The 24,491-nt window shown below is 71.2% G+C and carries 26 protein-coding genes and 5 pseudogenes; 18 read left to right on the forward strand and 13 right to left on the reverse strand.

Translation table 11 applies throughout. The annotated features are described in order from the left end of the window. Positions 1 to 34: 34 nt before the first annotated feature. Both ACWZEH_RS17840 and ACWZEH_RS17845 read right to left on the reverse strand, forming a co-directional pair. Positions 35 to 686, reverse strand: a pseudogene (locus ACWZEH_RS17840) (MMPL family transporter); the annotation flags it as partial. Positions 687 to 1,194: 508 nt separating this feature from the next. Next, positions 1,195 to 1,416, reverse strand: coding sequence for a hypothetical protein (locus ACWZEH_RS17845; RefSeq protein WP_384014417.1), 222 nt, complete (start codon positions 1,414 to 1,416; stop codon positions 1,195 to 1,197). 82 nt (positions 1,417 to 1,498) lie between these two features. On the opposite strand from ACWZEH_RS17845, the gene ACWZEH_RS17850 reads away from it, so the two are divergent. After that, positions 1,499 to 2,212 carry an AAA family ATPase gene (locus tag ACWZEH_RS17850; RefSeq protein WP_456192178.1) on the forward strand — a complete coding sequence of 238 codons (714 nt, stop codon included), beginning with the start codon at positions 1,499 to 1,501 and terminating at the stop codon, positions 2,210 to 2,212. Positions 2,213 to 2,334: 122 nt separating this feature from the next. On the opposite strand, the gene ACWZEH_RS17855 is transcribed toward ACWZEH_RS17850, so the two are convergent. Continuing rightward, entirely contained in the window at positions 2,335 to 2,781 is a 447-nt protein-coding gene (locus tag ACWZEH_RS17855; protein WP_456192180.1) for a DUF5707 domain-containing protein, read from the reverse strand. Positions 2,782 to 3,142: 361 nt separating this feature from the next. Between ACWZEH_RS17855 and ACWZEH_RS17860 the strand changes: the two genes are divergently transcribed. Genes ACWZEH_RS17860 through ACWZEH_RS17870 form a run of 3 tightly spaced genes read left to right on the forward strand, consistent with a single transcriptional unit; the run spans position 3,143 to position 6,620 of the window. Next, on the forward strand, positions 3,143 to 5,551 hold the full coding sequence (locus ACWZEH_RS17860) for a sensor histidine kinase (RefSeq protein ID WP_456192182.1): 2,409 nt from the start codon (positions 3,143 to 3,145) through the stop codon (positions 5,549 to 5,551). Then, positions 5,548 to 6,231 (forward strand): response regulator, encoded by a 684-nt coding sequence (locus ACWZEH_RS17865; protein WP_456192183.1) that lies wholly within the window; start codon positions 5,548 to 5,550, stop codon positions 6,229 to 6,231. The genes ACWZEH_RS17860 and ACWZEH_RS17865 overlap by 4 nt, the downstream gene beginning before the upstream one ends. A 38-nt stretch (positions 6,232 to 6,269) precedes the next feature. Next, positions 6,270 to 6,620 carry an SCO4225 family membrane protein gene (locus ACWZEH_RS17870; RefSeq protein WP_456192184.1) on the forward strand — a complete coding sequence of 117 codons (351 nt, stop codon included), beginning with the start codon at positions 6,270 to 6,272 and terminating at the stop codon, positions 6,618 to 6,620. A gap of 125 nt (positions 6,621 to 6,745) precedes the next feature. On the opposite strand, the gene ACWZEH_RS17875 is transcribed toward ACWZEH_RS17870, so the two are convergent. Next, positions 6,746 to 7,126 (reverse strand): winged helix-turn-helix transcriptional regulator, encoded by a 381-nt coding sequence (locus ACWZEH_RS17875; protein ID WP_456192185.1) that lies wholly within the window; start codon positions 7,124 to 7,126, stop codon positions 6,746 to 6,748. Positions 7,127 to 7,241: 115 nt separating this feature from the next. On the opposite strand from ACWZEH_RS17875, the gene ACWZEH_RS17880 reads away from it, so the two are divergent. Further along, the gene (locus ACWZEH_RS17880) at positions 7,242 to 7,643 is read left to right on the forward strand and encodes a RidA family protein (RefSeq protein WP_456192186.1); all 402 of its coding nucleotides are present in this window, start codon (positions 7,242 to 7,244) and stop codon (positions 7,641 to 7,643) included. Positions 7,644 to 7,696: 53 nt separating this feature from the next. On the opposite strand, the pseudogene ACWZEH_RS17885 reads toward ACWZEH_RS17880, so the two are convergent. The 4 genes and pseudogenes from ACWZEH_RS17885 to ACWZEH_RS17900 all read right to left on the reverse strand — a co-directional run bounded on the left by ACWZEH_RS17885 (position 7,697) and on the right by ACWZEH_RS17900 (position 9,988). Beyond that, positions 7,697 to 7,922, reverse strand: a pseudogene (locus ACWZEH_RS17885) (hypothetical protein). A 246-nt stretch (positions 7,923 to 8,168) separates the two neighbouring features. Continuing rightward, positions 8,169 to 9,092 carry a YihY/virulence factor BrkB family protein gene (locus ACWZEH_RS17890; protein ID WP_456192187.1) on the reverse strand — a complete coding sequence of 308 codons (924 nt, stop codon included), beginning with the start codon at positions 9,090 to 9,092 and terminating at the stop codon, positions 8,169 to 8,171. Next, entirely contained in the window at positions 9,082 to 9,246 is a 165-nt protein-coding gene (locus ACWZEH_RS17895; RefSeq protein WP_456192188.1) for a hypothetical protein, read from the reverse strand. The genes ACWZEH_RS17890 and ACWZEH_RS17895 overlap by 11 nt, the downstream gene beginning before the upstream one ends. 31 nt (positions 9,247 to 9,277) lie before the next feature. Then, a complete protein-coding gene (locus tag ACWZEH_RS17900; RefSeq protein ID WP_456192189.1) occupies positions 9,278 to 9,988 on the reverse strand; it encodes a hypothetical protein in 711 nt (236 codons plus the stop codon). Positions 9,989 to 10,065: 77 nt separating this feature from the next. On the opposite strand from ACWZEH_RS17900, the gene ACWZEH_RS17905 reads away from it, so the two are divergent. From ACWZEH_RS17905 to ACWZEH_RS17925, 5 genes and pseudogenes are all read left to right on the forward strand, one after another. Then, positions 10,066 to 10,215, forward strand: a complete 150-nt coding sequence (locus tag ACWZEH_RS17905; RefSeq protein ID WP_456192190.1) for a hypothetical protein — start codon at positions 10,066 to 10,068, stop codon at positions 10,213 to 10,215. A 127-nt stretch (positions 10,216 to 10,342) separates the two neighbouring features. After that, entirely contained in the window at positions 10,343 to 11,449 is a 1,107-nt protein-coding gene (locus ACWZEH_RS17910) for an acyltransferase family protein (RefSeq protein ID WP_456192191.1), read from the forward strand. Positions 11,450 to 11,894: 445 nt separating this feature from the next. Then, positions 11,895 to 12,461, forward strand: a complete 567-nt coding sequence (locus tag ACWZEH_RS17915; protein ID WP_456192192.1) for a DM13 domain-containing protein — start codon at positions 11,895 to 11,897, stop codon at positions 12,459 to 12,461. A gap of 240 nt (positions 12,462 to 12,701) precedes the next feature. After that, entirely contained in the window at positions 12,702 to 12,962 is a 261-nt protein-coding gene (locus tag ACWZEH_RS17920; protein ID WP_456192193.1) for a hypothetical protein, read from the forward strand. A 287-nt stretch (positions 12,963 to 13,249) separates the two neighbouring features. Then, positions 13,250 to 13,561: pseudogene (locus ACWZEH_RS17925) on the forward strand (DUF4396 domain-containing protein); the annotation flags it as partial. A gap of 159 nt (positions 13,562 to 13,720) precedes the next feature. Here ACWZEH_RS17925 and ACWZEH_RS35955 read toward each other — a convergent pair. Next, positions 13,721 to 14,305 (reverse strand): annotated as a pseudogene (locus ACWZEH_RS35955) (SCO4651 family lipoprotein); the annotation flags it as partial. 12 nt (positions 14,306 to 14,317) lie between these two features. On the opposite strand from ACWZEH_RS35955, the gene ACWZEH_RS17930 reads away from it, so the two are divergent. Beyond that, positions 14,318 to 14,497 (forward strand): hypothetical protein, encoded by a 180-nt coding sequence (locus ACWZEH_RS17930; protein WP_456192194.1) that lies wholly within the window; start codon positions 14,318 to 14,320, stop codon positions 14,495 to 14,497. A gap of 328 nt (positions 14,498 to 14,825) precedes the next feature. Here ACWZEH_RS17930 and ACWZEH_RS17935 read toward each other — a convergent pair whose 3' ends face one another. Beyond that, on the reverse strand, positions 14,826 to 15,275 hold the full coding sequence (locus ACWZEH_RS17935) for a carboxymuconolactone decarboxylase family protein (RefSeq protein WP_456192195.1): 450 nt from the start codon (positions 15,273 to 15,275) through the stop codon (positions 14,826 to 14,828). Positions 15,276 to 15,360: 85 nt separating this feature from the next. Here ACWZEH_RS17935 and ACWZEH_RS17940 point away from each other — a divergent pair, with 85 nt between their 5' ends. Then, entirely contained in the window at positions 15,361 to 16,239 is an 879-nt protein-coding gene (locus ACWZEH_RS17940) for a sigma-70 family RNA polymerase sigma factor (RefSeq protein WP_456192196.1), read from the forward strand. A gap of 513 nt (positions 16,240 to 16,752) precedes the next feature. After that, positions 16,753 to 17,562: a formate/nitrite transporter family protein gene (locus tag ACWZEH_RS17945; RefSeq protein ID WP_456192197.1), complete on the forward strand. Its 810-nt coding sequence runs from the start codon at positions 16,753 to 16,755 to the stop codon at positions 17,560 to 17,562. A gap of 642 nt (positions 17,563 to 18,204) precedes the next feature. Here ACWZEH_RS17945 and ACWZEH_RS17950 read toward each other — a convergent pair. Beyond that, entirely contained in the window at positions 18,205 to 19,038 is an 834-nt protein-coding gene (locus ACWZEH_RS17950; protein ID WP_456192198.1) for a PIG-L family deacetylase, read from the reverse strand. A 314-nt stretch (positions 19,039 to 19,352) separates the two neighbouring features. On the opposite strand from ACWZEH_RS17950, the gene ACWZEH_RS17955 reads away from it, so the two are divergent. From ACWZEH_RS17955 to ACWZEH_RS17965, 3 genes are all read left to right on the forward strand, one after another. Beyond that, complete coding sequence (locus ACWZEH_RS17955; protein ID WP_456192199.1) at positions 19,353 to 19,688, forward strand: hypothetical protein; 336 nt, start codon at positions 19,353 to 19,355, stop codon at positions 19,686 to 19,688. A 409-nt stretch (positions 19,689 to 20,097) separates the two neighbouring features. Further along, positions 20,098 to 20,319, forward strand: coding sequence for a type II toxin-antitoxin system VapB family antitoxin (locus tag ACWZEH_RS17960; RefSeq protein WP_456192200.1), 222 nt, complete (start codon positions 20,098 to 20,100; stop codon positions 20,317 to 20,319). Continuing rightward, a complete protein-coding gene (locus tag ACWZEH_RS17965) occupies positions 20,316 to 20,726 on the forward strand; it encodes a PIN domain-containing protein (protein ID WP_456192201.1) in 411 nt (136 codons plus the stop codon). The genes ACWZEH_RS17960 and ACWZEH_RS17965 overlap by 4 nt, the downstream gene beginning before the upstream one ends. Positions 20,727 to 21,623: 897 nt before the next feature. Here the strand turns inward: ACWZEH_RS17965 and ACWZEH_RS17970 are convergent. Continuing rightward, positions 21,624 to 21,980: pseudogene (locus ACWZEH_RS17970) on the reverse strand (PIN domain-containing protein); the annotation flags it as partial. Between the two features lie 151 nt (positions 21,981 to 22,131). On the opposite strand from ACWZEH_RS17970, the gene ACWZEH_RS17975 reads away from it, so the two are divergent. Both ACWZEH_RS17975 and ACWZEH_RS17980 read left to right on the forward strand, forming a co-directional pair. Beyond that, complete coding sequence (locus tag ACWZEH_RS17975) at positions 22,132 to 22,479, forward strand: hypothetical protein (RefSeq protein WP_456192202.1); 348 nt, start codon at positions 22,132 to 22,134, stop codon at positions 22,477 to 22,479. A 137-nt stretch (positions 22,480 to 22,616) separates the two neighbouring features. Continuing rightward, positions 22,617 to 23,612 (forward strand): AfsR/SARP family transcriptional regulator, encoded by a 996-nt coding sequence (locus ACWZEH_RS17980; RefSeq protein WP_456192203.1) that lies wholly within the window; start codon positions 22,617 to 22,619, stop codon positions 23,610 to 23,612. Between the two features lie 209 nt (positions 23,613 to 23,821). Here ACWZEH_RS17980 and ACWZEH_RS17985 read toward each other — a convergent pair whose 3' ends face one another. Beyond that, positions 23,822 to 24,481, reverse strand: a complete 660-nt coding sequence (locus tag ACWZEH_RS17985) for a response regulator (RefSeq protein ID WP_456192204.1) — start codon at positions 24,479 to 24,481, stop codon at positions 23,822 to 23,824. Between the last annotated feature and the right edge of the window lie 10 nt (positions 24,482 to 24,491).

Here is a 24,491-nt window from a genome sequence, read left to right on the forward strand (position 1 = left end):
TGTGCGGCGGCCGTGGCCGCGGTGCCGGCTGCCGCGTCGAGTCCGGGCCGGGAGTGCCCGCGGACCCGGGTGCGGGGCCGCCTTCGCCGAGGCCCGTAGCGGTGGTGGAACGTGCGCGGGAAGCGCGGTGCGTACCGGGCGGAGCCGGCCGAGCAGGCGCATCGCCGCGGGGACGGGGACGCCGCGTACGGCGACCGCGTCGATGAGGACGGCGAGTCCGCCGCCGAGGCCGGCCATCCGCATGAGGCTGATCTCGGCCGTGCCGAACGCGAAGAAGCTCACCGCCGGCGGGCAGGCCGCCGCGCCGACGGTCCGCCCGGTGCGGCCGAGGCCGTCGACCACGGCGGACCCGTCGTCCTCTCCCAGGTCGTGGAGTTCCTTGATCCGGCTGGTGACGAACACCTCGTAGTCCACCGAGAGACCGAAGGCGATGCGGAACATCAGCACCGTCGTCGACGCCTCCATCGGCTGCGGGGTGAAGCCGAGCGGGGAGGAGAGGCTGCCGTCCTGGAAGGTCCACCTCATGACGCCGAGGGTGGCGCCCAGGCCGATCACGTCGAGGACCGGCGCGCGAGTGGCTGCACGACGCTGCCGGTGGACAGGAAGAGCAGGACGAGGGTGGTGAGGGTCACCAGGCCCGGCGCGAGCGGGAGGCGGCTGCCGAGGGACTCCTTCGAGTCGACCACCGGGCCGAACCGTTCCGCACCTCGATGCGCACCGTGCTCGCCGGCCTCCACCGGCGCGTCCCGGCCACCGGACCGGACCGAGGCCCCGCGCGCGACAGGGGCAGGACGAGGACCCCGGTGGCCGTTCGGCGGTCCGGGGTCCTGGCGTGCCCGTTCACGCGGCTGCGCGCTAGCGCGCCCTGCGGCGGGGCGTACCCGTGTTCAGGTCCGGGAAGGGCGGCGTCCCCGCATCCTCGAACGGGAAGGTCTCGTCCTCCCCGAAGTCCGGGGCCTGGAAGGGGTCCGCCGCCGGAGGCGGCGAGGCCGCGGTGGTCCGGCGCGGTGCCCCTTCCGGGGCGGAGAACAGCGAGGTCGGTTCGATGAGAGGTCTCCGATTCGATGCGGGGCCATGAATGGGTCTGGCACGTCGTGACCGGGCCCGGCGGTCGTGGAGCCGCTGTCACGGCTGTGACGCATGTCGCAGCGGCAACCTCGGCCCCGGATACGGCTACAGGTGCAACCGGTACTGCTACAGCTTGCTCATCTTGGAGTACGGGCTCAGGATCCGCTGCTGCGCCGAACCGAAATCCACGAGTACCGCGATTCCGTCCTCGATGCCGATCACCCGGCCGAGACCGTACATGTCGTGCGTGACCTGGTCGCCCACGGCGAAGTGCTTGGGCGGCGGTGCGACCGGGGCCTTGAAGGGGCTGGTGGGCAGAATGCGCTTCGATGCAAGTGGCTTTGTCATTGTCACCAGTATGGGCCTGCGGACGCCGCTTGCTACCGTCATTCACAGTCCACTACTCCCGGCTCCATGGGAAACTCGGGGTGTGATTGTCGAACGTGCGTACGTATCCGGTGTCTTGCCCGACGAGGACGAGGGGGAATGGCCGTGGTCCGTGCCCTGTGTGCGGGGGCTCGTGGCGGACGGTCTGCGCCTGACCGCGTCGGTGACCTACCTGGTCGGTGAGAACGGCTCGGGCAAGTCGACGCTGGTCGAGGCCCTCGCCGAAGGCTTCGGTCTGGACTCCTGGGGCGGTTCGCACGACTGGCGCTATGCCAGCCACCGCCCGAAGTCGGTGCTGGGCGAGCGGATCCGCTTCGACGCGGCGCCGCGCGGACGCCACATGCTGGGCAGCTGGCGTGCCCGCAAGGGCTTCTTCCTGCGTGCCGAGACGGCACTGGACGCGCTGGACCGGGAAGGGCTCGCACCGGATTCGGTCAGCCACGGCGAGGGCTTCCTCGCGGCGTTCCGGGGAAGGTTCCTCCATCCCGGCCTGTACGTGATGGACGAGCCGGAGGCGGCGCTGTCGTTCACGTCGTGCCTGGAGCTGCTCGGTCACATCGACCAGCTGGTGAAGCGCGGTGGCCAGGTCGTCTGCGCCACACACTCCCCGCTGCTGACCGCCCTGCCCGGCGCGGACATCATCGAGGTCGGCGACCACGGCATGCGCCGGACGGCCTGGGACGAACTCGCCCTGGTCGAGCACTGGCGCCGCTACCTGGCCGACCCGCGCTCCTACCTGCGGCACGTCCTGGACTGAGCGCTCAGGGGTCCTTGCACCATGCCCGCCCGGGTCGCGCGGCCCGGCACCGCACCTCGCCGCGTTGCCGTCCGGTACGCCGATCCCGTTCGGCGGGGCCCAAGAGGCCGCGGCGCGGTGGGTCAGCGCTCGATGTCGACGGTGGCGGCGGAGGGGACGAACAGGGTGTCCCCGTCCTCGGCCGTCACCAGTGCCGAGACCTGCCAGGTGCCCGGGTCGAGCGCCGCCGCCTCCTTCTCGGTGACCTTCAGCGTGTAGGTGCAGCGGGAGGTCTCGGCCGAGGTGCTCCGGCACGTGGCGGTGTCCACCTCGCGGAGCTCCGCCTCGGTCGGGTTCAGCTTCGAAGCCGTGGGCCACGCCAGGACGTCGAGGCTCTTGACGCCCGAGTCGTCACTCACGTCCGTGACGAAGGTGAACGTGCCCGCGCTGTCGCCGGACGGAGCGGTGTATTCGGCCGAGCCGTCCTTCAGGGACGGCTTCTCGGGCGCCGAGGCCACGGCGAAGCCGGCGGCGACTCCACCGACGAGGACGGCACCGGCGAAGGACCCGATGAGAACGCGCTTGGACATGGTAAATCCCCCTGAATACGGTCGAATTCGCTGGAACTCGCTCGGTCGGCTGTGCGGGAGCAGGTGAGGTCGCACCTGCCGGCCCGGGCGGCGGGGAAGTGATGCGCCGGGTGGAATCCACTGGTCCAAACCGCTGGTGGAGCCGGTGGTGGGCTGCTTCCCCGATGCGATCGAGACTATGGCCGGGGGCGCCCCTCGGTCCTCGGGCCAAAGGACGACTGCCGTGTGGAACCGGAGGCGGAGAAGGGCTTCGGCGTCTCCACCGGGCGGGTGGCACCGTATCTGCAACCCAGGTAAGAGAAGGGGATCCGTCTCCAGCCGGAGTCGGGCCGCCTGCCTGCGGACATAGCCTTGGCGCCTCATGAAGCGAACCGACGACCGGCTGCTCCCGGTCCTGCTGATCTGCGTCCAGGCCGTGGTGTGGCCGGGGGCGGAACTGGTGCGCGGGGCCGTCCCGCCCGCGTCCGCCCTCCTCGTGGCGATCCTGGTCGCCGGACCGGTGACGGCCGCACTCGCCCTGCGCCGTGCCCGACCGGTGACCACCCTCGTCCTGGTCGCCGCCGCCTGTGCGCTGGGTGCCGGGCCGCTGCCCACCGGGGCGATGGCGGTACTCGGGACCGCGGGTGTCGCGCTGGCGCTGTTCACCGTGGCGACCGAACGCGACGCCTTCACCTCGGTGACGTGCACGGTGGCGCTCGCCGCCTGGCAGTTCCTGCACATGATCAGCATGCACGGGCTCAGCGACCAGGACGGGCTCGACCTCGTCCTCACCGCCCTGCTGTACGCCGCCGCGTGCGGCGCCGGTCTGTTCGTACGGCGGGCCCGGTACGCACGGCGGGCAGCCGAGCGGCTGCTGAAGCGCGCCGAGTCCGAACGCCATCGTCTTCCGTCGGTCGAACGACGTCGCATGGAACGGGAGTTGCACGATGTCAGCGCCCACCACCTGACGGCCGTCGTGGTCACGGCGGGCGCGGCGCTCGGACTGCGTGAGACCCGTCCCGAACTGGCCGACGAGGCAATTCGGTTCGCCGTCGTCACCGGTCACGAGGTGACCCGCGCGCTCGGCGCGGTACGGGCGCCGTCACCTTCGCGCGAGGAACTGCCCTCGCCGGAGGACCGGTTGCGGGACCTGGTCGAGGGGTTCCGGCGACTCGGCCAACAAGTGGACTACGAGACGGACCCCCTGCCGGACGGTTCCGTCGCCGACGCGGCTTTCGGCATCGTGCGTGAGGCGCTGACCAACGTGGCCCGGCACGCCCCCGGCGCGCACACGCGGGTGCGGTGCCGGTACGGCGACACGCGTACGGACGTCGTGGTCACGAGCTCGGCACCGCCGGCCGGGGCGACGGCGCACGGCGCGGACCTCGGCGGAGGGCGGGGCACGGCCTTCCTGCGGTCCCGGGCGCGGGAGGCGGGAGGCACGCTGAGCAGCGGCCCGACAGCGGACGGCGGCTGGGAGGTGTCCGCTGTCCTGCCCGGCCGGACCGCCGCCCCGGTGAAGCCGTCCGTCCCGCGCGGCTACCGGCTCGCGCAGATGACGGCCGCGGCCGGCCTCGTTCTGCAACCGCTCCTTCCCGTACTGATCATCAGGTCGGAGGACATGCCGAGCGGGTCGCAGGTGTCCGCCGGCGCGCTCTTCGCGCTGCTGGCCGCGGCCCAGGCGGTCGCGCTGCTGTGGCTGCGCCGGGCGCCCCGCGCGGCCACGGGTGTCCTGCTCGCGCTGGCCCCGCTGTGGCCGGTGGCGATGGCGGTCGGCGACTACACCGGACCGGTCGTGCTGCCGCCCGCGCTGAGCATGCTCGCCACCTGCGGGGCGCTCGCCGCACACGCGGCGCAGGCGGCGCGTACCGCCGCCGGCCCGTCTCCCGCCGGGAACCGTCCGCACCTGCTCCGGTGGCTTGGCGCGGTGGCAGCGGTGGCAGTGGCTGTGGTGGTGCACGCGGCGGCCGCGACCGCCGCCGTCCTGGACCGGGGCACCGCGGCTCCCCTCTGGACCGTCGCCGTGTCGGCCACGGCCGGGGCGTCCGTGGCGGCCGGCGCGGCCCTGTGGGGCGGAGCCCTGCGCGGCCGGCGCGACCGGTCCGCCCGGGGCGCCCGGGACGAACGTCTCGCCGCCTGGACCGAGGCGGCCGTCCGGGACGCGTGGGCCGAGCGCCGCCGGATCGCCGCCGGGCTGGAGACCACCGTGCTGGCCCGCACCGCCGACATGGTCGCGGAGGCGCAGGCGGGCCGGCTCGACAAGGCCGCGGAACGCGCCCGCGAGGCCCTGACCGCGATGCGCGCCCTCCTCGACACGGTCCGGGAGGGGGGGACGGAGGTCGCGCGGCGGCCGCAGCCCACCCTCCAGGCCCTCGACCTGCTCGCCCACCAGTGCCGGGCCACCGGCCGTGACGTGGAGATACGGCTGACCGGCCGGGTGCCCGAGCGGCTGCCCACCGCGGTGGACCTGACCGCGTACCATGCGGCCGAGACCGCGCTCGCGGTGAGCGGCGAGGGACCGGCGCTCCTGGAAATCGACGCTCACGACGGCACGTTGACGCTCACGGTCACCGGGGTGCCGGGCGCCGCCCGCGGCATCGTGCGGGAACGGCTCGTCGCGAGGGTCGCGGCGCTCGAGGGTACGGTGACCACCGGCCCGGCGGACACCGTCCACCTCCGGCTGCCCCTGGCTCCGGGCACAAAAGCTCCGGGCGCGGAGGCCGACGGCACACCCGGGGCCGCCGGAGCGCCGGCCACCGGGCAGGGGGACGAGTGGGAGAGGGAACGATGAGCCTCAAGGTGCTGGTCGTCGACGACCAGGGCATCGTACGGGCGGGGTTCGCCGCCGTGATCGGGGCCGAGGAGGACATGACGGTCGTCGGCGAGGCCGCCGACGGCGCCGCCGCGGTCCGGCTCGCGGAGGAACTGGCCCCCGACGTCGTCGTCATGGACGTCCGGATGCCCGAACTGGACGGCATCGCCGCCACCCGGATCATCACCGGCAAGGAGAACGCGCCCCGTGTCCTGGTGCTGACCACCTTCGACCTCGACGTGTACGTCTTCGACGCGCTGCGCGCCGGCGCCTCCGGCTTCCTGCTCAAGGACGTGCACCCCGCCGAACTGCTCCAGGGCATCCGGGTGGTGGCCGCCGGCGAGAGCGTGCTCTCCCCGTCCGCGACCCGCAGGCTCGTCGGCCACTACGCGTCCGGCGCGCCCACCCGGATCCACACCGGAGGCACGCCCCCCGAGCTGGACAGCCTGACCGCGCGGGAACGGTACGTCCTGACCCTGGTGGCGTCCGGACTCACCAACCTGGAGATCGGTGCCGAACTCGGCATCACCGTGGGCACGGTGAAGTCCCATGTGAACGCGCTGCTGCGCAAGCTCGGACTGCGCGACCGGGTACAGGCGACGATTCTCGCCTACGACGTCGGCCTCACCCACCCGCACCCGCCCGGCGCCCATCTCTGACGCCCCTGACCACCCCTGACACCGAGAGATCCGCCACCATGACCGATTCCGGACGACCCGCCGCACCCGCGCGGCCTGCCGGCTCCCTTTCCCGTCGGCTGCGCCACCTCTTCGGTGATGTCTTCGCCCTCGTCTACCTCGGGGTCTGCGCCGCCCTGCTCGTGTGGGCGCTCGTGGTGACCGCCGCCGGCGACGGCTCGGACGCGTCCTTCGCGGGCGTCATCCCGCTGCTGGCCACGGCCCCGGTGAGCATCGTGCTGCTCCTGCTGCCGGGCGGTCCCGCGACGGTCGTCGCCGCGGTCGTCGGCGGCGCGCTGGCCAACGCCGCGGTCATCGGCTGGTGCGCCCGCGCACTCCGCCGCGGCGGCCGCCCGGACCCGGCCGGCTGAGCGGCCGGGGCCCGCGCGCCCACCCCGCCGTCGGAATCCCGGCAGGTCCCGGCAGGTCCCGCCGGATCTCCCGGGTGTCCCGGGCGTCCCGGGCGCCCGGGCGCCCCGGACGGCTCCAGGCGTCCTCAGGCGTCGAAGCGGTGGCGGGCGGCGTCGATGTGGCCGAGGTACTGGTGGGTCCAGCCGCACATGCCGTCGACCATGGCGCGCAGGGCCCTGCCCGGCTCGGTGAGGGTGTACTCGACCCGCGGCGGCACGGTGGGGTGCACCGTGCGCTCGACCAGGCCGTAGCGCTCCAGCATGCGCAGGTTCTGGGTGAGCATCTTGTGGCTGATGCCCTCGACCGCGTCCCGCAACTCGCTGAAGCGCAGGGTCCGGTCGCCGAGTCCTTCGATGATCAGCAGCGCCCACTTGTTGGCGACGTCCGAGAAGATCTCCCGCGCCAGGGAATCCGCGCGCCTCAGGTCCGCATCCTCGGGCGAGCCCGTGTACTGCTTGGTTCCCATCTGGTTCCCCAGTCACCGAAAAGTGCGTTCTTCCAGGCCGCCGGCCACTCTCCTACAGTTCCTGAGTAACCACAAGAGAGCACGTGTGTGCCCCCTCACCGGAAGGACGAGCAGCATGGCCACCACCGACGTCTTCCACCACGACGTCCCGGCCGAGAGCGACTTCGGCTACGCGCAGGCGATCAGGTCCGGCGACCTGATCCACGTCTCCGGGCAGCTCTCGCTCGACGAGGAGGGAGCGTTCCGCCATGCCGAGGACTTCGCCGCCCAGCTCGGACTGACCTACACCAACATCGACAAGGTCCTGGACCACTACGGTGTCACCCGCGACCAGATCGTCTCGCAGACCCTGTACGTGGTGAACCTGCTGCGGAACGCCGATGCGGTGGCGGAGGGCAACCGGGCGTACTTCGGCGGCCACCGCCCGGTCAGTACCGTCGTCGGGGTCGGCGAACTGACGTTTCCCGGCCAGGCCGTCGAGATCAGCTGCATCGTCGACATGGGACTGACGGCATAGTTCCGGGGCCGTTTCCGTGGCGCTCGCGCGAGGTGCCCACGCGGCCGAGGGGTTCAGTGACCGGGCGGGACGAACCCGGGCCGGTCGAGCAGGCGCAGCCGGCTTTTGTCGGGCCGGCGCCGAACGACCTGCGCACGGGCCCCGGTCCCGGCCCCGTCCTCCGGCGGCGTCGAGGTGAGGGCGATGTCGCCGCTGACCGGAGCCGGAAGCGGCTGCTCCGGCCGCGTCGCCGGCGTCGGACCGCTCGGCGGACAGGCGGGTGAGGCCCTCGGGCCGCATGGCCTTCTCGTACGTGGACCCGCCCTCGTACTCGTGCTCCGGTGTTTTCGGCACGGGTGCCTCCTGACCTCGCTCGGGCTCCGGTGCCTTCGGCGTGACCCGCCTCGGTGCTGCACCACTCCCGACGGGCGTTCGCCATACCCGCCCCGGCGTGACCGTGCGGGAGGCCGGCTGTTACCGCCACCACCCTGGACCGGCCACGGTGACGGCGGCACCGCGGATCGCGCACGACGGCACGGGCGAGCCCTATGGCACGGGGGACGCGCCGGTGTTCGCGTCGGCGGAACCGTCCTTGCCGAGTTCCGCCGTGAACTGCGCGCCGGCGAGCAGCGCGAGGTTGGACAGCCAGAGCCAGACGAGGAAGACGACCACGCCGGCGAGGGAGCCGTAGAGCCTGCTGTACGTGCTCAGGGTGGAGGCGTACAGGGTGAACCCGGTGGAGACGGCCAGCCAGAGCGCGGCGGCCAGTATGCCGCCCGGCATGGTGTGGCCGCGCCGGCGGGCCTGGGCGGGCCCGGTGTGGAAGACCACGACGACCAGCAGGACCACCAGGCACAGCAGCAGCGGCCAGCGCAGCAGGTTCCAGCCCCAGGCCGCCGTGGCGCCCAGGCCGATGACCCGGCCCAGGGCCTGCGCCAGCGGCCCGGTCAGCAGCAGGGCGAGGGAGCCGGCCAGGAGCAGCACGAGCAGGACGAGGGCGGTGAGCACGATGCGGTGCGCCGTGCGCCAGGGCGAACGCCGGTCCTCGACCCGGTGCATGCGGTGCAGGGCACGGCGGAAGACGGCGAGGTAGCTGGAGGCGGACCACAACGCACTGACGGTACCGGCCACCAGGAGCGGCCAGGCGCTCCTGCCCGCGTCCAGCACGCGGGACAGGACGGCGTGCAGGGCGTCGGCGGACTCGGCGGGGGCGTACGCGGTGACGTGGGTGACGAAGTCCTCGGCCGTGCTCGGGCTGAACGTGCCGAACGCCAGGACGGTCACCAGCATCGCCGGCACCACCGCCAGGATCGCGTAGTACGTCAGGGCCGCGGCGTAGTCGGAGATGTCGTCGTTCCACAGGGACACCGGGGTGCGCCGCAGCGCCGGCCCCCACGCGGCGGGTGTCTTCGGCCGGGCGGCGCGGCGGAGAGCGCGGCGGGCGCGGCCGGCGTACGGGTCAGCGGACACGGAGTCTGCCGTGCGGGGCCGCGCCGATGCGGATGCGGGTGTGCGCGCGGTACGGAGCGGCGCCGGCGCGTGGTGCCGACAGGCCCTTCGGGTCCTTCGTGATGGCTGTGGTCGTGACGGCTGTGGTCGTGGTGGCTGCGGTCTGCGTGGTCATGGCATGTCCCTCTCCGCGTCGGATGACGTGCCTACGTCTGGTGGGGCCCGCCGCGGTCGCGGTTGTGACGCGGATGCCCGCAAACACCGGCGGAACACCGACGGGGCCGGGGCACTTGAGGCCCGGCCCCGTTCCCCCGCGTCCGTCGGGCAGCGGGCACGAGGACGGTGCCGATGACGCGGCCCTCGGCGTTGGCACTCCTGACGCTGCCCCAGAGGACCTCGGCGGAGTCGTTCACGGCGTGGTCCTCGCCGGAGCCGGCGGTGGCGGGCCCGGACTTCTTCACCGCGCCGACGAGGGGGGACGGGGCGGGACTGCCGGAGGCGGCGGTCGCCACCGGGTCCTTGGCCGTGTCGTCGGGGGAACTGGCACCGTCCTTGGGGACGGAGGGGACGGAGGGGACGGAGGGGACGGAGGGGACGGAGGGGACGGAGGGGACGGAGGGGACGGAGGGGACGGAGGGGACGGAGGGGACGGCCGGGCCGAAGGGCTGGTCGGCGGGGGTGGCGTCGGAGCCGTTCATGGCGCCGTCCGAGGCCGGTGCCGAGGCGGACGACTCCGAGGAGGTGCCGGCCGTGGCGGAGTCGCCGCTGTCGTCGAAACAGGCACTCGGGGTGAGGGGAAGCAGAGCCGCGGCGGTGCCGGGCGTCGCTTTCCCCCACGGCCCGGCCGCCGGACCGCGCCGCGCGCTCTCCCGGCCCGATCCGGATCCGGCCGGGGCGCCGACCGCCTCGGTACGCATGACGCCCGGTCCGGACGGCACCGGCGCCCGGCACGTCGACGTCCGGGTCGTGGCCTGCGCCGGGCCAGAGGGCGGACGTGGCCCGCGCCGTCCGCGCCGGTGCCCAGCAGTACCTCGCCGCCCTGTTCCCCGGGCGGACCACGGCACAGGTGACCGTGACGGTCACCGGCCTCGTCCGGCCCGTCCACCCGCACCGGCCCGGCAGGGGCCGACCGGGGCACATGTAATATCTCCCGCCCGGGGAGAGTGCGCCCCGGCCCTGATGGTGAGGGTGATGGCTTCCGGGTGGCTCATGCCGTCGGTTCGGTGTCCTGACGCTCCGGTGAACCTCTTCTGCGACGCGAAGGTTGAGTCTTGTCGAACGACGTATCGAATGCCGTCGCGCAGGCCCGTTCCCCGCTCCCGGGGCCGGCGTCGGGGGCCGGTACCACTGCCGGCGGTGGCACACGTGACGCGTTCTTCGACAACGCGAAGTACCTGCTGATCGTCCTGGTGGCCGTGGGGCACGCGTGGGAGCTCGTGGAGAGCACTCGCGCCACCAAGGCGCTGTACATCCTCGTCTACACCTTCCACATGCCGGCGTTCATCGTCATCTCCGGCTACCTGTCGCGCAGCTTCGCCGGCCGCCCCCGCCAGATCGGGCGGCTGCTCAGCGGCATCGTGGTTCCGTACGTGGTCTTCGAGACCGCCTACTCCCTCTTCCGGCGTCACGCCGCCGACGAACCCGACTTCGCCATCAGTCTGCTCGACCCCTTCCTGCTCACCTGGTTCCTCGCCGCGCTGTTCATCTGGCGGATCACCACGCCCCTGTGGCAGCAGCTGCGTCATCCGCTCGCCGTCGCCCTGGCCATCGCGGTGCTGGCCTCCGTCACCCCCGGCATCGGGGAGGACCTCAACCTGCAGCGGGTCCTGCAGTTCCTCCCGTTCTTCGTGCTGGGTCTGTGCCTGAAGCCCGAGCACTTCCGGCTCCTGGACCGCCGCGCGATCAGGATGCTGGCGATACCCGTCTTCGCCGGTGCGCTCGCCTTCGCGTACTGGGCGGCCACCCGCATGCGCAACGAGTGGTTCTTCCGCCGCTCCAGCGCGCAGGAGATCGGGGAACCGTGGTGGACCGGCGCCGTGATGACCCTCGCGCTGTTCGGCTGCTCCCTGCTGCTGACGGCCGCCTTCCTGGCCTGGGTCCCGCGCCGTCGCATGTGGTTCACGGTGCTCGGCGCCGGCACCATCTGCGGCTACCTGCTCCACGGCTTCCTGACCAAGGGGGCCAAGTACTCGGGCCTCATCGACGCCCACGACTGGCTGCACGACCCCGCCGGGAAGATCGTCCTCACCCTCGTCGCGGCCGCCGCCGTCACCCTGATGTGCACCCCGCCGGTGCGCCGTGTCCTTCGTCCGGTGACCGAGCCGGACCTGTCCTGGGCCCTCCGCCGGGACCCGGCCGAACGACCGGCCAAGGGCTGAACCGCCACCGCACGGGGTCCCGCGCACCTCTGCGGGCGGACCCTGCGACCTCACAGGTGTCCGGGGCCGGCGCGTCGCCCCTGATGTCCCCTTCGAGGACGCGTCGCCGGTGCGGAGCCCGCCCGCCGGCACAGCCGTCCGCACGCTGACGAGGCAACGCCGACCACGAGGCGACCCGGTTCGGCCGGCCCGCCGACGGCACCCGCATCGACTTCCTCCCCGTGCCTCGGCCCGGTGCGGCGCGGCCTTCGGCCGGGCCGGCAGCCGGCGCGCCGGCTCTCGCGAAGCGTGGCCCCTCGCCGGATCACGCGCCGAGTCCTTCCCGGCCACCGCCGACCGGTCCGCGGCAGACGTAAGGGTTTCGTCATCCGCCGGGCGGTCCCCGACAGACGTCCAGCCCGTTGAATGGGGGGAGAGAGCCGGGTGACTCGCAGAAGGAGGCGGTATGGGACGGGTGCGGAGCGCGTTGGCCGGGCCGTGGACGGTCGGTGTGCTGGTGGTGACGGTCGCCGCGGTCGGCCTGGGGCTGTACTGGTTCCAGCCGTGGAAGCTGTGGCAGGACGAGACGGTGCAGGAGTCGCTGCCCGCAGCAGCAGTCTCGCCGGTGCCTGACGAGGCACCGTCCGGTGCGTCCTCCGCGCCGCCGGAACCGTCCGGACCGACGACGCTGGCGAGCGGCGAGCTGACCAGCCACGAGCACGCGACGTCCGGCACGGTGAAGCTCGTGCGACTGGCCGACGGCTCGCACGTGGTGCGCCTGGAGCAGCTCGACACCAGCAACGGACCCGACCTGCGCGTATGGCTGACCGACGCGCCGGTGAAAGAGGGAACCGCCGGCTGGCACGTCTTCGACGACGGGGAGTACGTCAGCCTCGGCGAGCTCAAGGGCAACAAGGGCAGCCACAACTACGCCCTGCCCGAAGGCGTCGACCCGGCCCGGTTCAGCAGCGTCAGCATCTGGTGCGACCGCTTCGACGTCTCCTTCGGCGCCGCGGAGCTTGCCAGGACCTGACGCGAACGGCGGAGGTCCCGCGCGGGCCGTCCTCCGTCGAGCCGGCCGGTGACGGGCCGACCGCACCCGTGCGTCCCCTGGGGAACGGCGCATCTGAGTAGGTGTGCTCATGCGCGGCGTCTGCGACGACGGCATGCTGGGCGGTATGGGATCAGCAGGCTTTCACCCGCGTACGAGACGGTGGCGGAGTTGAGGCCCGGTGGCGGGCCGTCGACCGGTGCGCAGGCCGGGGTCGGCGTGATGCTGTTCGTTGCCGACCTGATGGCCGTCACCTGGTTGGTGTTCAGGTACGGGATGACGGGCTGGGCCGACGGCTACGACCACGGCGACTCGCCCGCCGCACCCGGGGAAGCGCTGCGGGGGATGTGGCTCCTGGCCGGCGGTGCCGTGGTGACGGGCGGGGGTCTCCTTGCCCTGCGATGGCGGATTCCCGGCATCGTGCAGCTGGTTGTCCTGGGAACCGGAGCAGCACTGCTCGCCCACCTCGCCGCTCGTGGATAGCACGTAGCGGAATCCGCCCCGACCCGCCCCCCTCCTCTGTCCCGCGAGCCCCGCCCGGGCCGACGCATGTCCGAAGGGCGTCACCGTCGGTCGAGCGGTCGGTCCGGCCCGCCGGAAGGATCCCTGCGCACGCGCGTCGGTACGTTCGGCGCAGATGGGGTGACAGGGTGCTCTCCATGTCGTCCTCGTGCCCTGTCACGAGTTCCTCCGCGCCGGTCGGCCGCCCCCTCTGGGCGGATCCGGAAGTTCGTGCAAGGGGGCCCGTGACGGCACCGGAAGCCACGGCCCTGGCGATCCCGCTCGCCTTCGTGTTCGGCTACTCGTTCACGCTGTTCGCGGTCCGCCGGGCTGGCCTGGGCTTCAAGGCCACCGTCAAGGTCGCCCTGGCCGCGGACACCGTGTCCATCGCCGTGATGGAACTCGTCGACAACGGCATCATCGCGCTCACCCCCGGCGCGATGGACGCACACCTGTCCGACGGGCTGTTCTGGTCGGCCCTCCTGGGCGGCTTCGCCGTCGCCTTCCTGATCACCACCCCGATCAACAAGTGGATGATCGGCCGCGGCAGGGGTCATGCCGTCGTCCACGCCTACCACTGACCCGGCCTCTACCGAGGGCGCCGGCTCCCAGGCGATCAGCCCGGGTGAACAGCGGTTGTTCTTGTGGACAGCGGCCCGGACGAGAGAGGGCGGAGGGCAGTCCATGGTGAGGGGGTCGGAGATGCCCAGCCCCATGAACCGATCGAGGCTCTCGATCCGACGTTCCCGGGTTTCCTCGTCCGGGGCGGCTTCACGGGCGGCGAGCAGACCGGCGAAGGTGGCCGTGCCTTTGTGGTGTGTGGTCCTGGTGCCGTCGACCGTCTCGGTCCCGATCCTTTGCAGGTCCTTGGACCCGGTCAGGAGTGTGGACTGCACGACCGGGCTTCCCTCGATCTGACGGGGCAGTACACCGTGGGTGTCGTTGTCCGTCGTGCAGCCTCCCCATGCGGCCGGGTCTGCTCCGAACCAGCTCTTGCCGTCCAGCTTCTCGGTGTCGGCCGCACTCCCGCCGACTTGCGTCGCCTCGTCGACGAACCGGATCTCCAGCCGGCCGTCCCCGCCCTGGTCGGCCGCGGTCATCTTCATGCTCATGGTCAGCGGTGCCGTGTTCATGGATGCCTCGCCCTCCAGGCGGCCTTTCTCCGGCACGGTCCCGGTGACCCGGTAGTGGAGCGACGTGATGTCTGCGGAGTTCGTCGCCGCCTCCGCCACCGCCGTCGTGGGCGTCACCTCGGGCGGGCCGCCATTCGCGGAATCACTTCCGGTGTTCCCTCCGCAGGCAACCGTTCCCCCGGCGAGCAGCATGACGGTGAGCCCTTGCCGGACGAGTTGTCGTCGGTGCCGTTCTGGCACGCCGTCATCAACGGTCCTGCGGTGATCGCGGCGGTGGCGACGGCGGCCCTGCGCAGGTGGCGGTTCATCACGGGAGGTTCCTTCCGGGGCGGGGCCGGCCGGGGGGCCGGCGGCGCTCTCCGCCGGCTCCCCGCTCTGTACTGACTATGAGGAGCCCCGGAGCCCGCAGGTCACGCCCGCCCTCCCTTCAGGACACCGCCGTGACACAGCCATGACGCAGCAACACATCGGCTGTGGACGGCGGTTGTCGAAGCGCCGCCTTGCGTCACGCGGGCACGCGCGCGTGCCCGACCGGCCCGCCGAGGCCGTTCGCCGGCACCGAAACCCGTACGGCACCTGGACTGCCGGCCCGGCCCCCAGTCCGAGATCCGCAGCCGGGCGCCGCCGGCCATGGCGCCGTCGGCCGCCGAACGTCGGTGTACTGGTGAGCGGGTTCCGTCGCCTGCCCCGGGCGGCCTGCGCTCCCCCCGGCTCACCAGGTCTTGCCGGCCTGCTCCCGGACGGTGCGGTTGATCCGGTTGAAGAAGTTGGTCATCGCGATCTCCAGGATGATCGCGGACAGTTGCTCCTCGCTGAAGTGGCCGGAGACGGCGTCCCAGATCTCGTCGGTCACGCCCGCCGCGCCGTCCTGGAGCCGGGTGGCGGCCTCGGTCAGCTCGAGCGCCGCCCGCTCCTGCTCGGTGAAGAAGGGCGTCTCGCGCCACGTGACCACGTTGTGCAGCCGTTCCTCGGTCTCTCCTTGCTTCTTCGCCGCCCCGATGCCGGCGAAGACGCACGGGCTGCAGCCGTTGATCTGGCTGGCCCGCAGGTGGACCAGCCCCAGCAGGCGCGGGTCGACGCCACCGGCGTGGATCGCCTTGGTGAGGTGCTGAATCGCGGTGATCACGTCGGGATTCGCCGGGTTCTTCGTACGTGCTTCCATCGGTCCTGCTCCTCTGCATCGGTTACCTGTGCTCATCCAGGTACGTCATCACCCGTGACGGAGCAGAGCCGAGGAAGGTAACAGCATGTCCGACACCAGCCCGACGGACCCGGTGGCCGAGGCGTTCGAGGCCCAGCGTGACCGGCTGCGCGCGGTCGCCCACCGTATGCTCGGCTCGCATGCCGACGCCGAGGACGTCGTCCAAGAGGCATGGCTGCGGCTCTCCCGCCAGGACGCGGCGACCATCCACAACCTCGCCGGCTGGCTGACCACGGTGGTCGGCCGGCTCAGTCTCGACGTCCTGCGTGCGCGTCGGTCCCACCCACAGGCGTCCTACGACGACCGGCTGCCCGAGCTCGTGGTGACGGTCGACGAGGGCCCTGCGCCCGAGGACGACGTGGCGCTCGCCGACTCGGTCGGCCTCGCGCTCCTCGTCGTCCTCGAGGCACTCGGGCCGAGCGAACGGCTGGCGTTCGTGCTGCACGACCTGTTCGCGGTGCCGTTCGACGAGATCGGCCAGATCCTCGGCAAGTCCACCAACGCCACCAAGATGCTCGCCAGCCGCGCACGCGGGAAGGTGCGGGCGACCGAGCGGCCCACGGTCGTCGGACGGGAGCAGCGAGAAGTGGTTCGAGCCTTCCTGGCGGCGGCTCGTCGCGGCGACTTCGAAGGGCTGCTGCGCGTGCTCGACCCCGAGGTGAAGCGGACCGTCGACACCCCCGACGGCGTGATCGTCACCCTCGGCGCCACCGAGGTCGCCGCCGGTGCGCAGCTGTCCGCCGACGCAGCCGCGCGGGGGCGGTCGGTGCTTGTCAACGGCCTCCCGGGGATCGTGTCGTGGCGCGAGGACGGCACTCCACTCTCGGTCGTCGCCTTCACCGTCACCGACGGCCGGATCACCCACATCGCAGTCGTGGTCGACCCGGCCAGGCTGGCGTCGACGAACCTGCCGGGTCCCGAGTGAGTCACCACCGAGGCAGACGCAGCCGGTGGGCGTGGGCGAGGTGGACCGGTTGGCCGGTTTCATCAGCGGCTCGTTCTGGGTTGTACGTCGCTGTACGTCGGCGCTGTCGCCCAATCGCACACTCGGCATAGCTCAGCGCCCGTCCCCGTCCGACGTCCGCGGCACATCACCGGTTGCAAGCTACGACGACGCCCAGGACCACGAGGGCCAAGAGGAACATGGCGATACAGCCGCCCACGGCACTCTCAGGGTTCCTCATGGTGTCCAGGATCCACAGTCCTGCTGCGCCCGGGTTCAGCCGCGCCGCCGGCCGGCTGCCGCGCGTCACCCCGAGCGGGGACAGTCCTTCACCGGCCAGGGCACACCCGTTTCCGGGTCCTGCACGAACTGAGCCGGGTGGGACGGCGTGGGTGACGGAATCCGGGGACGGGCTCACCGAAGATTCATCCGGAACGCTTCTACGACGCGGCCGACGACACGCTTCCGCGGTCACGCGGGACCGGAGGAACCACCATGCAGCCGGACGACCAGATCATGCAGGGCCCCGGGGAACGACGAGTCGCCGAGGCCGCGGAACGAATCGTGGCCGAGGGCCGGCCGCGGCTGCACCGCACCTGGACGTCGCTGGTGGCCACCTCGCTGCTCGGCGGCATCGATGTGGGTGTCGGCATCATGGTGTTGCTGTTCGTGCGGCACGAGACCGGCAGTGAACTGCTGGCCGGACTGGCCTTCTCCGTGGGGCTCATCGCCCTGCTGCTCGGCCACAGCGAGCTCTTCACGGAGGGCTTCCTGGTGCCCGTCGCCACCGTGATCGCCGGCGCGGCCACCTGGCTCGACCTGGCGCGGATGTGGGCGACGGTCCTGGTGATGAACCTGATCGGCGGATGGGTCTTCACCTGGATCGTCATGCAGGCGTTCCCCGGCCTGCACCGCACCGCGGCCACGACGGGCGCACACTTCGTCGACGGGGGGTACACACTGAGCACCTTCTGCCTGACCGTGCTGGGCGGCAGCGTCATCACGCTCATGACCCGTATGCACCACGGCACGGATTCCATGACCGGGAAGATCACCGCATCGATCCTCGCCGCGTTCGTCCTGGCCGGACTCGGACTGTGGCACTCGGTCCTGGACTCCCTGATCGCGTTCGCCGGCCTGCACACCGGCAGGACGGCATACGGTTACGCGGACTGGCTGGTGTGGCTGGCCTGGGCGGTCCTGGGCAACATCGTCGGCGGCCTCCTGCTGACGACGGCACTGCGTCTGGTGCGCAGTGCCCCGGTGCTGAACGAGGATGGGCCACCGGCCGAAGCCGGCTCCTGAAGGTCGCCGGACGGGCGTGAGGCGCCCGGCTCACGCACGCGGCCTGCACACTGGGCCAGACGGCCAAGAAGGCCCAAGTCGATGACCTGGACCTTGTCCATGGAGCGGGTGACGAGAATCGAACTCGCGCTCTCAGCTTGGGAAGCGACGGCGCTTGGGCGGGTTGCATGGCTCTGACCAGCGCAGATACCTGGTGCTCGAAGTGGTCGTGTGGGTCGGATCGCACGGTTGTCGACCGTGGTTTTCCGTCTCTACGGGCACGCGGAGGGCACGGAACCTCGAGAGGGGAGAGGCCGGCGTTGCTGACGGTGCAACCGAGCATGGGCCGCCTCGTACGGAGACCAGCTGTTGATGTGACGTTGCAGCTGCATACGAGTGGCCCAGCTGGGGTATCGCGGAGGCACTGTCAGAGAAGTGTGTCCAAGTCCCACGACGCTCGAAGTGTCCGCGCAAAGTCACGACGACCGCGTGGTTCGGCGAGGAGCCGTACGGGGCACTGTTCGTCGCCGAGGCCACGTGTGGCAGCTCGGTCACCGAGGCTGACCGCGCTGGAAAGCTCGCGACGGACGGCGACTCCGTGTGTCCCGCTCGATTGCGCCGTGCGGCCGATGAGCTTTCCCGGCCGCCGGCCGGACGGGTGGATCAGCGCAGTCCGGCGAAGAGATCGTTCTCGGGTACGGCGGCGCCGGTGGTGTCCTTGACACGTACGAAGGTCTCCGTGCCCATCAACTCACCGAACTTCTCCTTGCCCATCTTGAGGAAGAAGATGTTCTCGCCCTGACTGGCGTGCGCGGCCAGCGCATCGAACTTCTGACCGCTGAACGCGGTGGTGTCCACCCACGTGGTGATCTCATCGTCGGGGAGGCCGATCTCGGCCATCGCGGCGGCCTCGGCAGGATCCGGCTCCGGCATGTCCTCATGAAACTCGCGCATGATCTCGCCGAACCGCTGCATCCCCGAGCGGGGCATCGTGGTCCAGTACACCTTCGGTGTCAGCGCGGTCATCTCCAGCGCCGCCATCGTGATGCGGTGGGCCTGGATGTGGTCGGGGTGACCGTAGAAGCCGTTCTCGTCGTAGGTGACGACCACATCAGGTCGGTAGTGCCGCATGAGTTCCGCGAGTCGGGCGGCGCCTTCCCCGACGGGGGTCTGCCAGAAGGCTCCGGGGGCGTCGTTGCTCGGCCAGCCCATCATCCCGGAGTCGGCGTAGTCCAGCATCTCCAGATCGCTGATCTTCAGGACGGCACAGCTCGCCTCGAGTTCGTGACGGCGCATCAAGGAGACCGCCGCCGGATCATGACCGGGATCACCCGGTTTGACGCCTCCCGGTCCGTCACCGCAACCGCCGTCGGTACACGTCACGAGAACCGTGCGGATGCCTTCCGCCGCGTACCGCGCGAGGACCCCTCCGGTTCCGGTGGCCTCGTCGTCGGGGTGGGCGTGTACTGCCATGAGGGTCAAGGGCCGGTCAGTCATGAAACAGTCCTCCTGCAGAAATACGTCTTGGTCCAAGTGGCGCGGCGGGCGTACCGCCGCGATCCCGGGGCCCGGATCCTGGTGGGGCGGACGACCTTGTGGTCTCCGTGTTCCCCGCCCGCGCGGCGCCGGTGCCTCGGTCGATGCAACACCGCCGCCCGGACCGGCTGTTCCCGGCACGGCCGCTTGGCCCACACGTCGGCGTTTCAACGCGAACGAGATGGGCGACAGACACAGGCGTTGGCGCATTCCAGCTCGTGTGGGAGTCGTCCAGCACCAGGGAAGGGCTGCGGAACTCGGAGTTCTGCAGCCCGGTGGGCCTGGCCACATCGGCCGCGGAACTCGTGCCGGCCCTCGACGTCTCCGAGGACGAATTCTGGAACTGCGTGCTTGACGGCCGGCTCCCGCACCGGGGAGCCCCGGCGGTGCCGAAGGAAGCGCTGCCTGCCGACCTGGTGTATCCGCTGCTCCATCGGGTCGGCCTTGCAGAGGAGACGGTAGCCGAGCTGACCGAGGAGGACGCGGTGGCCCGACTTCACCAGTACTGGACCGAAGGAACCCGAGTGCAGGCGAGCGACAAGCAACCACGCCGCGCTTGGTCGGCCAAGGATGCCGTTGACATCCGTTCCTCGAGGCGGCGGAACCCCTGAAAGCGTCCGAAGTCTGGACGACAGGTAAGGCCCGGGTCTCTGCCCTGGGCCTTCTTCGTGGAGCGGGTGACGAGAGTCGAACTCGCGCTCTCAGCTTGGGAAGCGACGGCGCTTGCGCGGCCGTATGGCTGCTGACCTGCACAGATTCGTATGGTGGCTGTGGGTGGGAGTGCTTGGTGGCACCGCTGTCGACCGTGGTTGTCCGCCTTTACGGGCACGCTCTGGGCACGAGCGTGCCCAGCAGCCGGGTCGCGTAGAGCGCGACGCCTGCACCGACCGGACCGAGGAGTCCCTGGGCCGGCCTGGAGGGTCCGTTGCCACTGCGTACACCCGGAGCGACGTGTGGACCGGCGAATGTTGGTGACGTACTCTTTTATGTACATAACCAACATTGCCTGGGAGGTGCGGTATGTCCGTGACCCAGATCGACATCGACGACGACGCCCTGGAGCGCGCCATGGCTCTGGCCCGCGTCCGGACCAAGAAGGAGGCGGTCAATCTCGCTCTGAACTTCTACGCCGAGCAGCAGGAGCGTGCGGCGCGCATCAGCCGTCACTTCGAGCGTGCTCGTGAGTGGGGTGCCGTTGAGGACGCCGAGCGTCTGCACAGGGCGGAGAAGCACAGCCAGTGATCTACCTGCTCGACACGTCCGGCCTGGTCCGGCTGCTCCGCGATCCGAAACTGCAATCGGCCTGGCACGACGCGATCGATGCCGAGGCCATCGCGTCCTGCTACGTGCAACGCACCGAGTTCCTGTACAACGCCCGGAACCGTCGCGAGTACGACGAGATCGCGGAAATGTTTTCCGACCTCTATCCCGATGCGGCGGTGCCGAAGAACGCAGGGCGTTGGATCAGCGCGGTGCAACACCGTATGGCCCAGGCCGGGGAGCATCGCAGTGCCTCGGCAGTAGACCTTGTCATCGCAGCTACTGCCGCCCACCACGGCCTGACTGTCCTCCACGACGATGCCGACTACAGCACTGTCGCCCGGCACGCATCCGACCTGACCGAGCACAACATCCACGACGTCGTCTGACGCGCCTTTGTCGCCTGACAGGTTGTGTATGGGGTTCCGCGAACACGTGGCCTTTGTACGGCGGCGGGCTGACCAGCAGCGTGACAATCACGAGCGCCCTGGTCGCCGTAGAGCCTCGGATCCATGCCGGGGGCGATGGACGAGGCACTCTCAGGATCGGGTTCCAGGCGAACCAGCCGAGAGTCCCGGCACCCAGTTCCCAGGGAGCGTTCAGCAGCGCCTTCTCTGTCGTCTCCAGGTCTGAGGCGACTGCGTCCGGCGCCGGACCGATGCGCTGCGTCACCTCGCTGCGCTTACGGAAGAATTCCTCGTCCTCGCTGCGCAGTCGCCCCATCGCCGCCTTCACGCAAATAGGCCATCTCGGCATGCCGAAGTAGTCATCGTGGGTGCCGAGTTGAGGACTTGCCGCGAAGGCGAGGAAGTCGTCGCGGGATAGCTGTGCCTCACAGTGCATCAGGGTGTCGACGCGTCTCTTGACGTGCTTCTTGATCTCCCCCAGGAATCCCCAGCCGAAATCCGCCAACGTCCCGTCGCACCCCGGCCAGATCGCCTCGCGCTCCAGGATCACGTCCTCGAGCTCCAGAAGGCGGAAGGGCTCACTGCTCCCCACTGCATCGAAGGCTTGCCGGGTCAGCCACGTATTGCGGGCGAACATCACACCGTCGTGCAGATTCTTGCGCCGCTTGCTCGGCGGGGAGACGTGGGCGTCCTCGATCGCCTGCGATGCCGGCCTGCTCCGGGCGGACGCCACCGGCGCGGTGAAGCGGACCCATCTCCGGGAGAGGCGGGCATCCGGTCGGGGGCATCTTCGCGCATGCGCCGATTCCCGGTCCCTCGGCCACCACAGGCCGGTGGCCGAGGCTTCCACGGAACAGCCGAACGTCCGGCCCCCTGGGTTCATTTGCCGGGTTCTGGCCCGTACCACTGGAGCGCCTGGCCTGTGACGGCGGCGATGCGTTCGAAGTCCCGGTCGCGGTGGAGGAGGGGCAGTCCCTACAACTCGGCCGTGGCCGCCACCACGAGGTCGACGGCTCCGGCACTGCGGTGCTGTCCGCGCTGGGTGAGGATGTCCTGAACCTGCCAGGCGCGGTCGTGGGCGCGGTCGTGGGCGCGGTCGTCGACCGGCATCCGGCCGAAGAGCAGACGCAGGTCCTCGATGCCTTGGGCACGGTCGGCGGCGGAACGCGCGCTGTAGAAGAACTCCAGCTCGGTGATGGGGCACGTGGCGATGAGCCCGGCTGCCGCCGCCTGGTCCCTCGGTGAGATACGCGCAGGCGAGTTCGGCGTAGCGGGGGTGGCCGTTGAAGCCGGTGCCGATAGCGGTGCCGCCGAGGCTGGACTCCAGCAGTAGTGCGCCGGCCCCGGTCAGGCGTTGGCGGTCTCCTCGGGCATGACGGCGTAGGTGATGAGCTCCTGGACCAGCGTCACGGGGACGGCTGGCGCGGATCTCCTCGCACGCGCCGATGATCGCTCCGGCGATGTCCGGGGGCAGCAGGCCGAGGTCCCGGTCGGCCTGGGCGGCAGCCTGCTTGACCGCGGCCGGCGCGGCGATCAGGTCGGGGAACCGGACGATGGTCGACCCGGTGATCGCCAAGTTCCGCATGGCCCGCACGGTGTGCACGCCGTGGCAGGCGTCGGCGGGCACCTCCTTGTCTCCGACCAGGCCGTGCTCGATGCGTGGGGCCTGAGCCATCTGCTGCTCCTGGTCACTGCCGCCGGACGTAAGCGGAGGTACCGGCGCGTGAGCCCTTGACAGGCCACCGCGTCCGGCCGAGGGAGCGGACGTCACTCGACCGCTTCGGCAAGAGGTTCGGGGCGTCCTTGAAGTCCGCCTGCCACCACGGCAGCCGGACAGTAATCCGGTGTATGTGGATAAGGCTGCTGGGGCCCTTGCGCGTACGGTCCGACGACGGTGTGCCGGTGCATGTCGGCGGGCCGCGGCCGCGCTCCCTCCTCGCCCTGCTGGCGCTGAATGCGGGCCGGGTGGTCGGACTCGAGCCGCTGGTCGACGGCCTGTACGGCGAGCTGCCACCCGACGGCGTCGTGAACGCCCTCCAGTCGCAGGTGTCCCGGCTACGCCGCGGGTTGCGGGCGGCCGGGGTCACGGTGCCGATCGAGATGCACCCCACCGGGTACCGGCTGGCGGCCGACCCCGAGCAGGTGGATGTGCACCGCTTCACGCGGCTGGCCAAGGAGGGGCGGCGGGCTCTGGAATCCGGCGAGTTCCCGCATGCGGCGGCACTGCTGCGCGAGGCGGCCGAACTGTGGCAGGGCCCCGCGTTGGCCGATGTGGCGGACGCGCCGTTCGCCGCCGCCCAGACGGTCAGGCTGACCGCGCAGCGGGTCGCCGTGCAGGAGGACCTGGCGGAGGCCGAGCTGGGACGGCACGCGGCGGTGGCAACGGAACTCCACGAGGCGGTGGTGGAGCATCCGCTGCGGGAGCGGTTGCGGGCGCTGGGGTACGGCATACCCGTCGGGAATATCGCGGACCGGGAATCCCTCGCTCACATCGCCGGGGGAGAACCCCGGAATCGGACTCGGCGGCAAACCAGCCCCAGGCCACTGGCCTGGGGCTTCGTCATGGACCGGGTGACGAGAGTCGAACTCGCCCTCTCGGCTTGGGAAGCGACGGCGCTTGGACGGCGGGGTGGTCGCCGACCTGCGCGGTTCCGTTGTGCTGACGCTGTCGCGTGGGCGAGGCCGTACCGCTGTCGACCGTGGTCGTCCGGTCTTGCGGGCACGGATCGGGCACGGCCGCCGCACGTGCCGCTCGGCGGCACCGTTCCGTCCGTGGGGTCGTGTACCGGATGCCGGTTCCGTGACGCGCTGCGGACGGCATCGCGTGCGAAACCGACGCGTGCAGGCCCCTGCACGCGAGCCGGGTGACACGGTCGGCCCCGAAGCGCAGGCGTTCGGGCGGCGTTGTTCTCCCGGCACTCCGAACACGAGCGGCAGCGCGAGGTGGCGGCCGGGCTCGACAGGCGTGAAGGACGCCACGGTGCGGCGGGTGTCCGCGGACCGGGAGACCGCGCTCCCGACACCGCGGTACGCCCATGCGCATCCGGTACGACGACCGGAATCGGCACGCTGGAACGTCACGGGGAACCCTCCGTGCCGGAAACCCTCCGTAGCAGCCCTCTCTCCATCGCCACCACCACCGCCCTCGTCCGGTCGTTCACGTCGAGCTTGGCGAACAGGCGGAGCAGGTGGGTCTTCACCGTCGCCTCGGCGATGACGAGTCGCCGCCCGATCTCCGCGTTGGTCAGACCGTCCGCCACCGCGTTGAGAACGTCCGCCTCGCGGGCCGTGAGCGGGGCCTGGGCGGGCTGCCGCATCCGGGCGACGAGCCTCTCGGCGACCCGGGGTGCCAGCACCGTCTCACCGCGGGCCGCCGCGTGGATCGCGTCGACCAGCTGCTCGCGGGTGGTGTCCTTGAGGAGGTAGCCGATGGCCCCGGCCTCCACTCCGCGCTCGATCTCCGCGTCGGTGTCGTAGGTCGTGAGGATCAGCACGCGGGTACGGGGAAAGCGCGCCACGATCTCGGTTGTCGTGGCCACTCCGTCGAGCACCGGCATCCGCAGGTCGACCAGGGCGACGTCGGGTTCGTGCCGCTCGACGAGTTCGAGGGCCGCGCGGCCGTCGCCCGCCTCGCCGACGATCTCGATGGTGTTCTCGGAGGTGAGGAGAGCCACCACTCCCGCCCGCATGACGGTGTGGTCGTCCACCACGATGAGGCGAATCGCTTCACCGGTCACTCCCGCAATC

The organism is Streptomyces yamdrokensis, from assembly GCF_053890455.1.

Bases quoted from the DNA above. Each gene is read 5' to 3' on its own strand.
- ACWZEH_RS17845 (WP_384014417.1), bottom strand. From the start codon at position 1,416: ATGACAAAGCCACTTGCATCGAAGCGCATTCTGCCCACCAGCCCCTTC.
- ACWZEH_RS17855 (WP_456192180.1), bottom strand. From the start codon at position 2,781: ATGTCCAAGCGCGTTCTCATCGGGTCCTTCGCCGGTGCCGTCCTCGTC.
- ACWZEH_RS17860 (WP_456192182.1), top strand. From the start codon at position 3,143: ATGAAGCGAACCGACGACCGGCTGCTCCCGGTCCTGCTGATCTGCGTC.
- ACWZEH_RS17865 (WP_456192183.1), top strand. From the start codon at position 5,548: ATGAGCCTCAAGGTGCTGGTCGTCGACGACCAGGGCATCGTACGGGCG.
- ACWZEH_RS17870 (WP_456192184.1), top strand. From the start codon at position 6,270: ATGACCGATTCCGGACGACCCGCCGCACCCGCGCGGCCTGCCGGCTCC.
- ACWZEH_RS17875 (WP_456192185.1), bottom strand. From the start codon at position 7,126: ATGGGAACCAAGCAGTACACGGGCTCGCCCGAGGATGCGGACCTGAGG.
- ACWZEH_RS17880 (WP_456192186.1), top strand. From the start codon at position 7,242: ATGGCCACCACCGACGTCTTCCACCACGACGTCCCGGCCGAGAGCGAC.
- ACWZEH_RS17895 (WP_456192188.1), bottom strand. From the start codon at position 9,246: ATGACCACGCAGACCGCAGCCACCACGACCACAGCCGTCACGACCACA.
- ACWZEH_RS17900 (WP_456192189.1), bottom strand. From the start codon at position 9,988: ATGCGTACCGAGGCGGTCGGCGCCCCGGCCGGATCCGGATCGGGCCGG.
- ACWZEH_RS17915 (WP_456192192.1), top strand. From the start codon at position 11,895: ATGGGACGGGTGCGGAGCGCGTTGGCCGGGCCGTGGACGGTCGGTGTG.
- ACWZEH_RS17920 (WP_456192193.1), top strand. From the start codon at position 12,702: ATGCTGTTCGTTGCCGACCTGATGGCCGTCACCTGGTTGGTGTTCAGG.
- ACWZEH_RS17935 (WP_456192195.1), bottom strand. From the start codon at position 15,275: ATGGAAGCACGTACGAAGAACCCGGCGAATCCCGACGTGATCACCGCG.
- ACWZEH_RS17940 (WP_456192196.1), top strand. From the start codon at position 15,361: ATGTCCGACACCAGCCCGACGGACCCGGTGGCCGAGGCGTTCGAGGCC.
- ACWZEH_RS17945 (WP_456192197.1), top strand. From the start codon at position 16,753: ATGCAGCCGGACGACCAGATCATGCAGGGCCCCGGGGAACGACGAGTC.
- ACWZEH_RS17950 (WP_456192198.1), bottom strand. From the start codon at position 19,038: ATGACTGACCGGCCCTTGACCCTCATGGCAGTACACGCCCACCCCGAC.
- ACWZEH_RS17960 (WP_456192200.1), top strand. From the start codon at position 20,098: ATGTCCGTGACCCAGATCGACATCGACGACGACGCCCTGGAGCGCGCC.
- ACWZEH_RS17975 (WP_456192202.1), top strand. From the start codon at position 22,132: ATGAGCTCCTGGACCAGCGTCACGGGGACGGCTGGCGCGGATCTCCTC.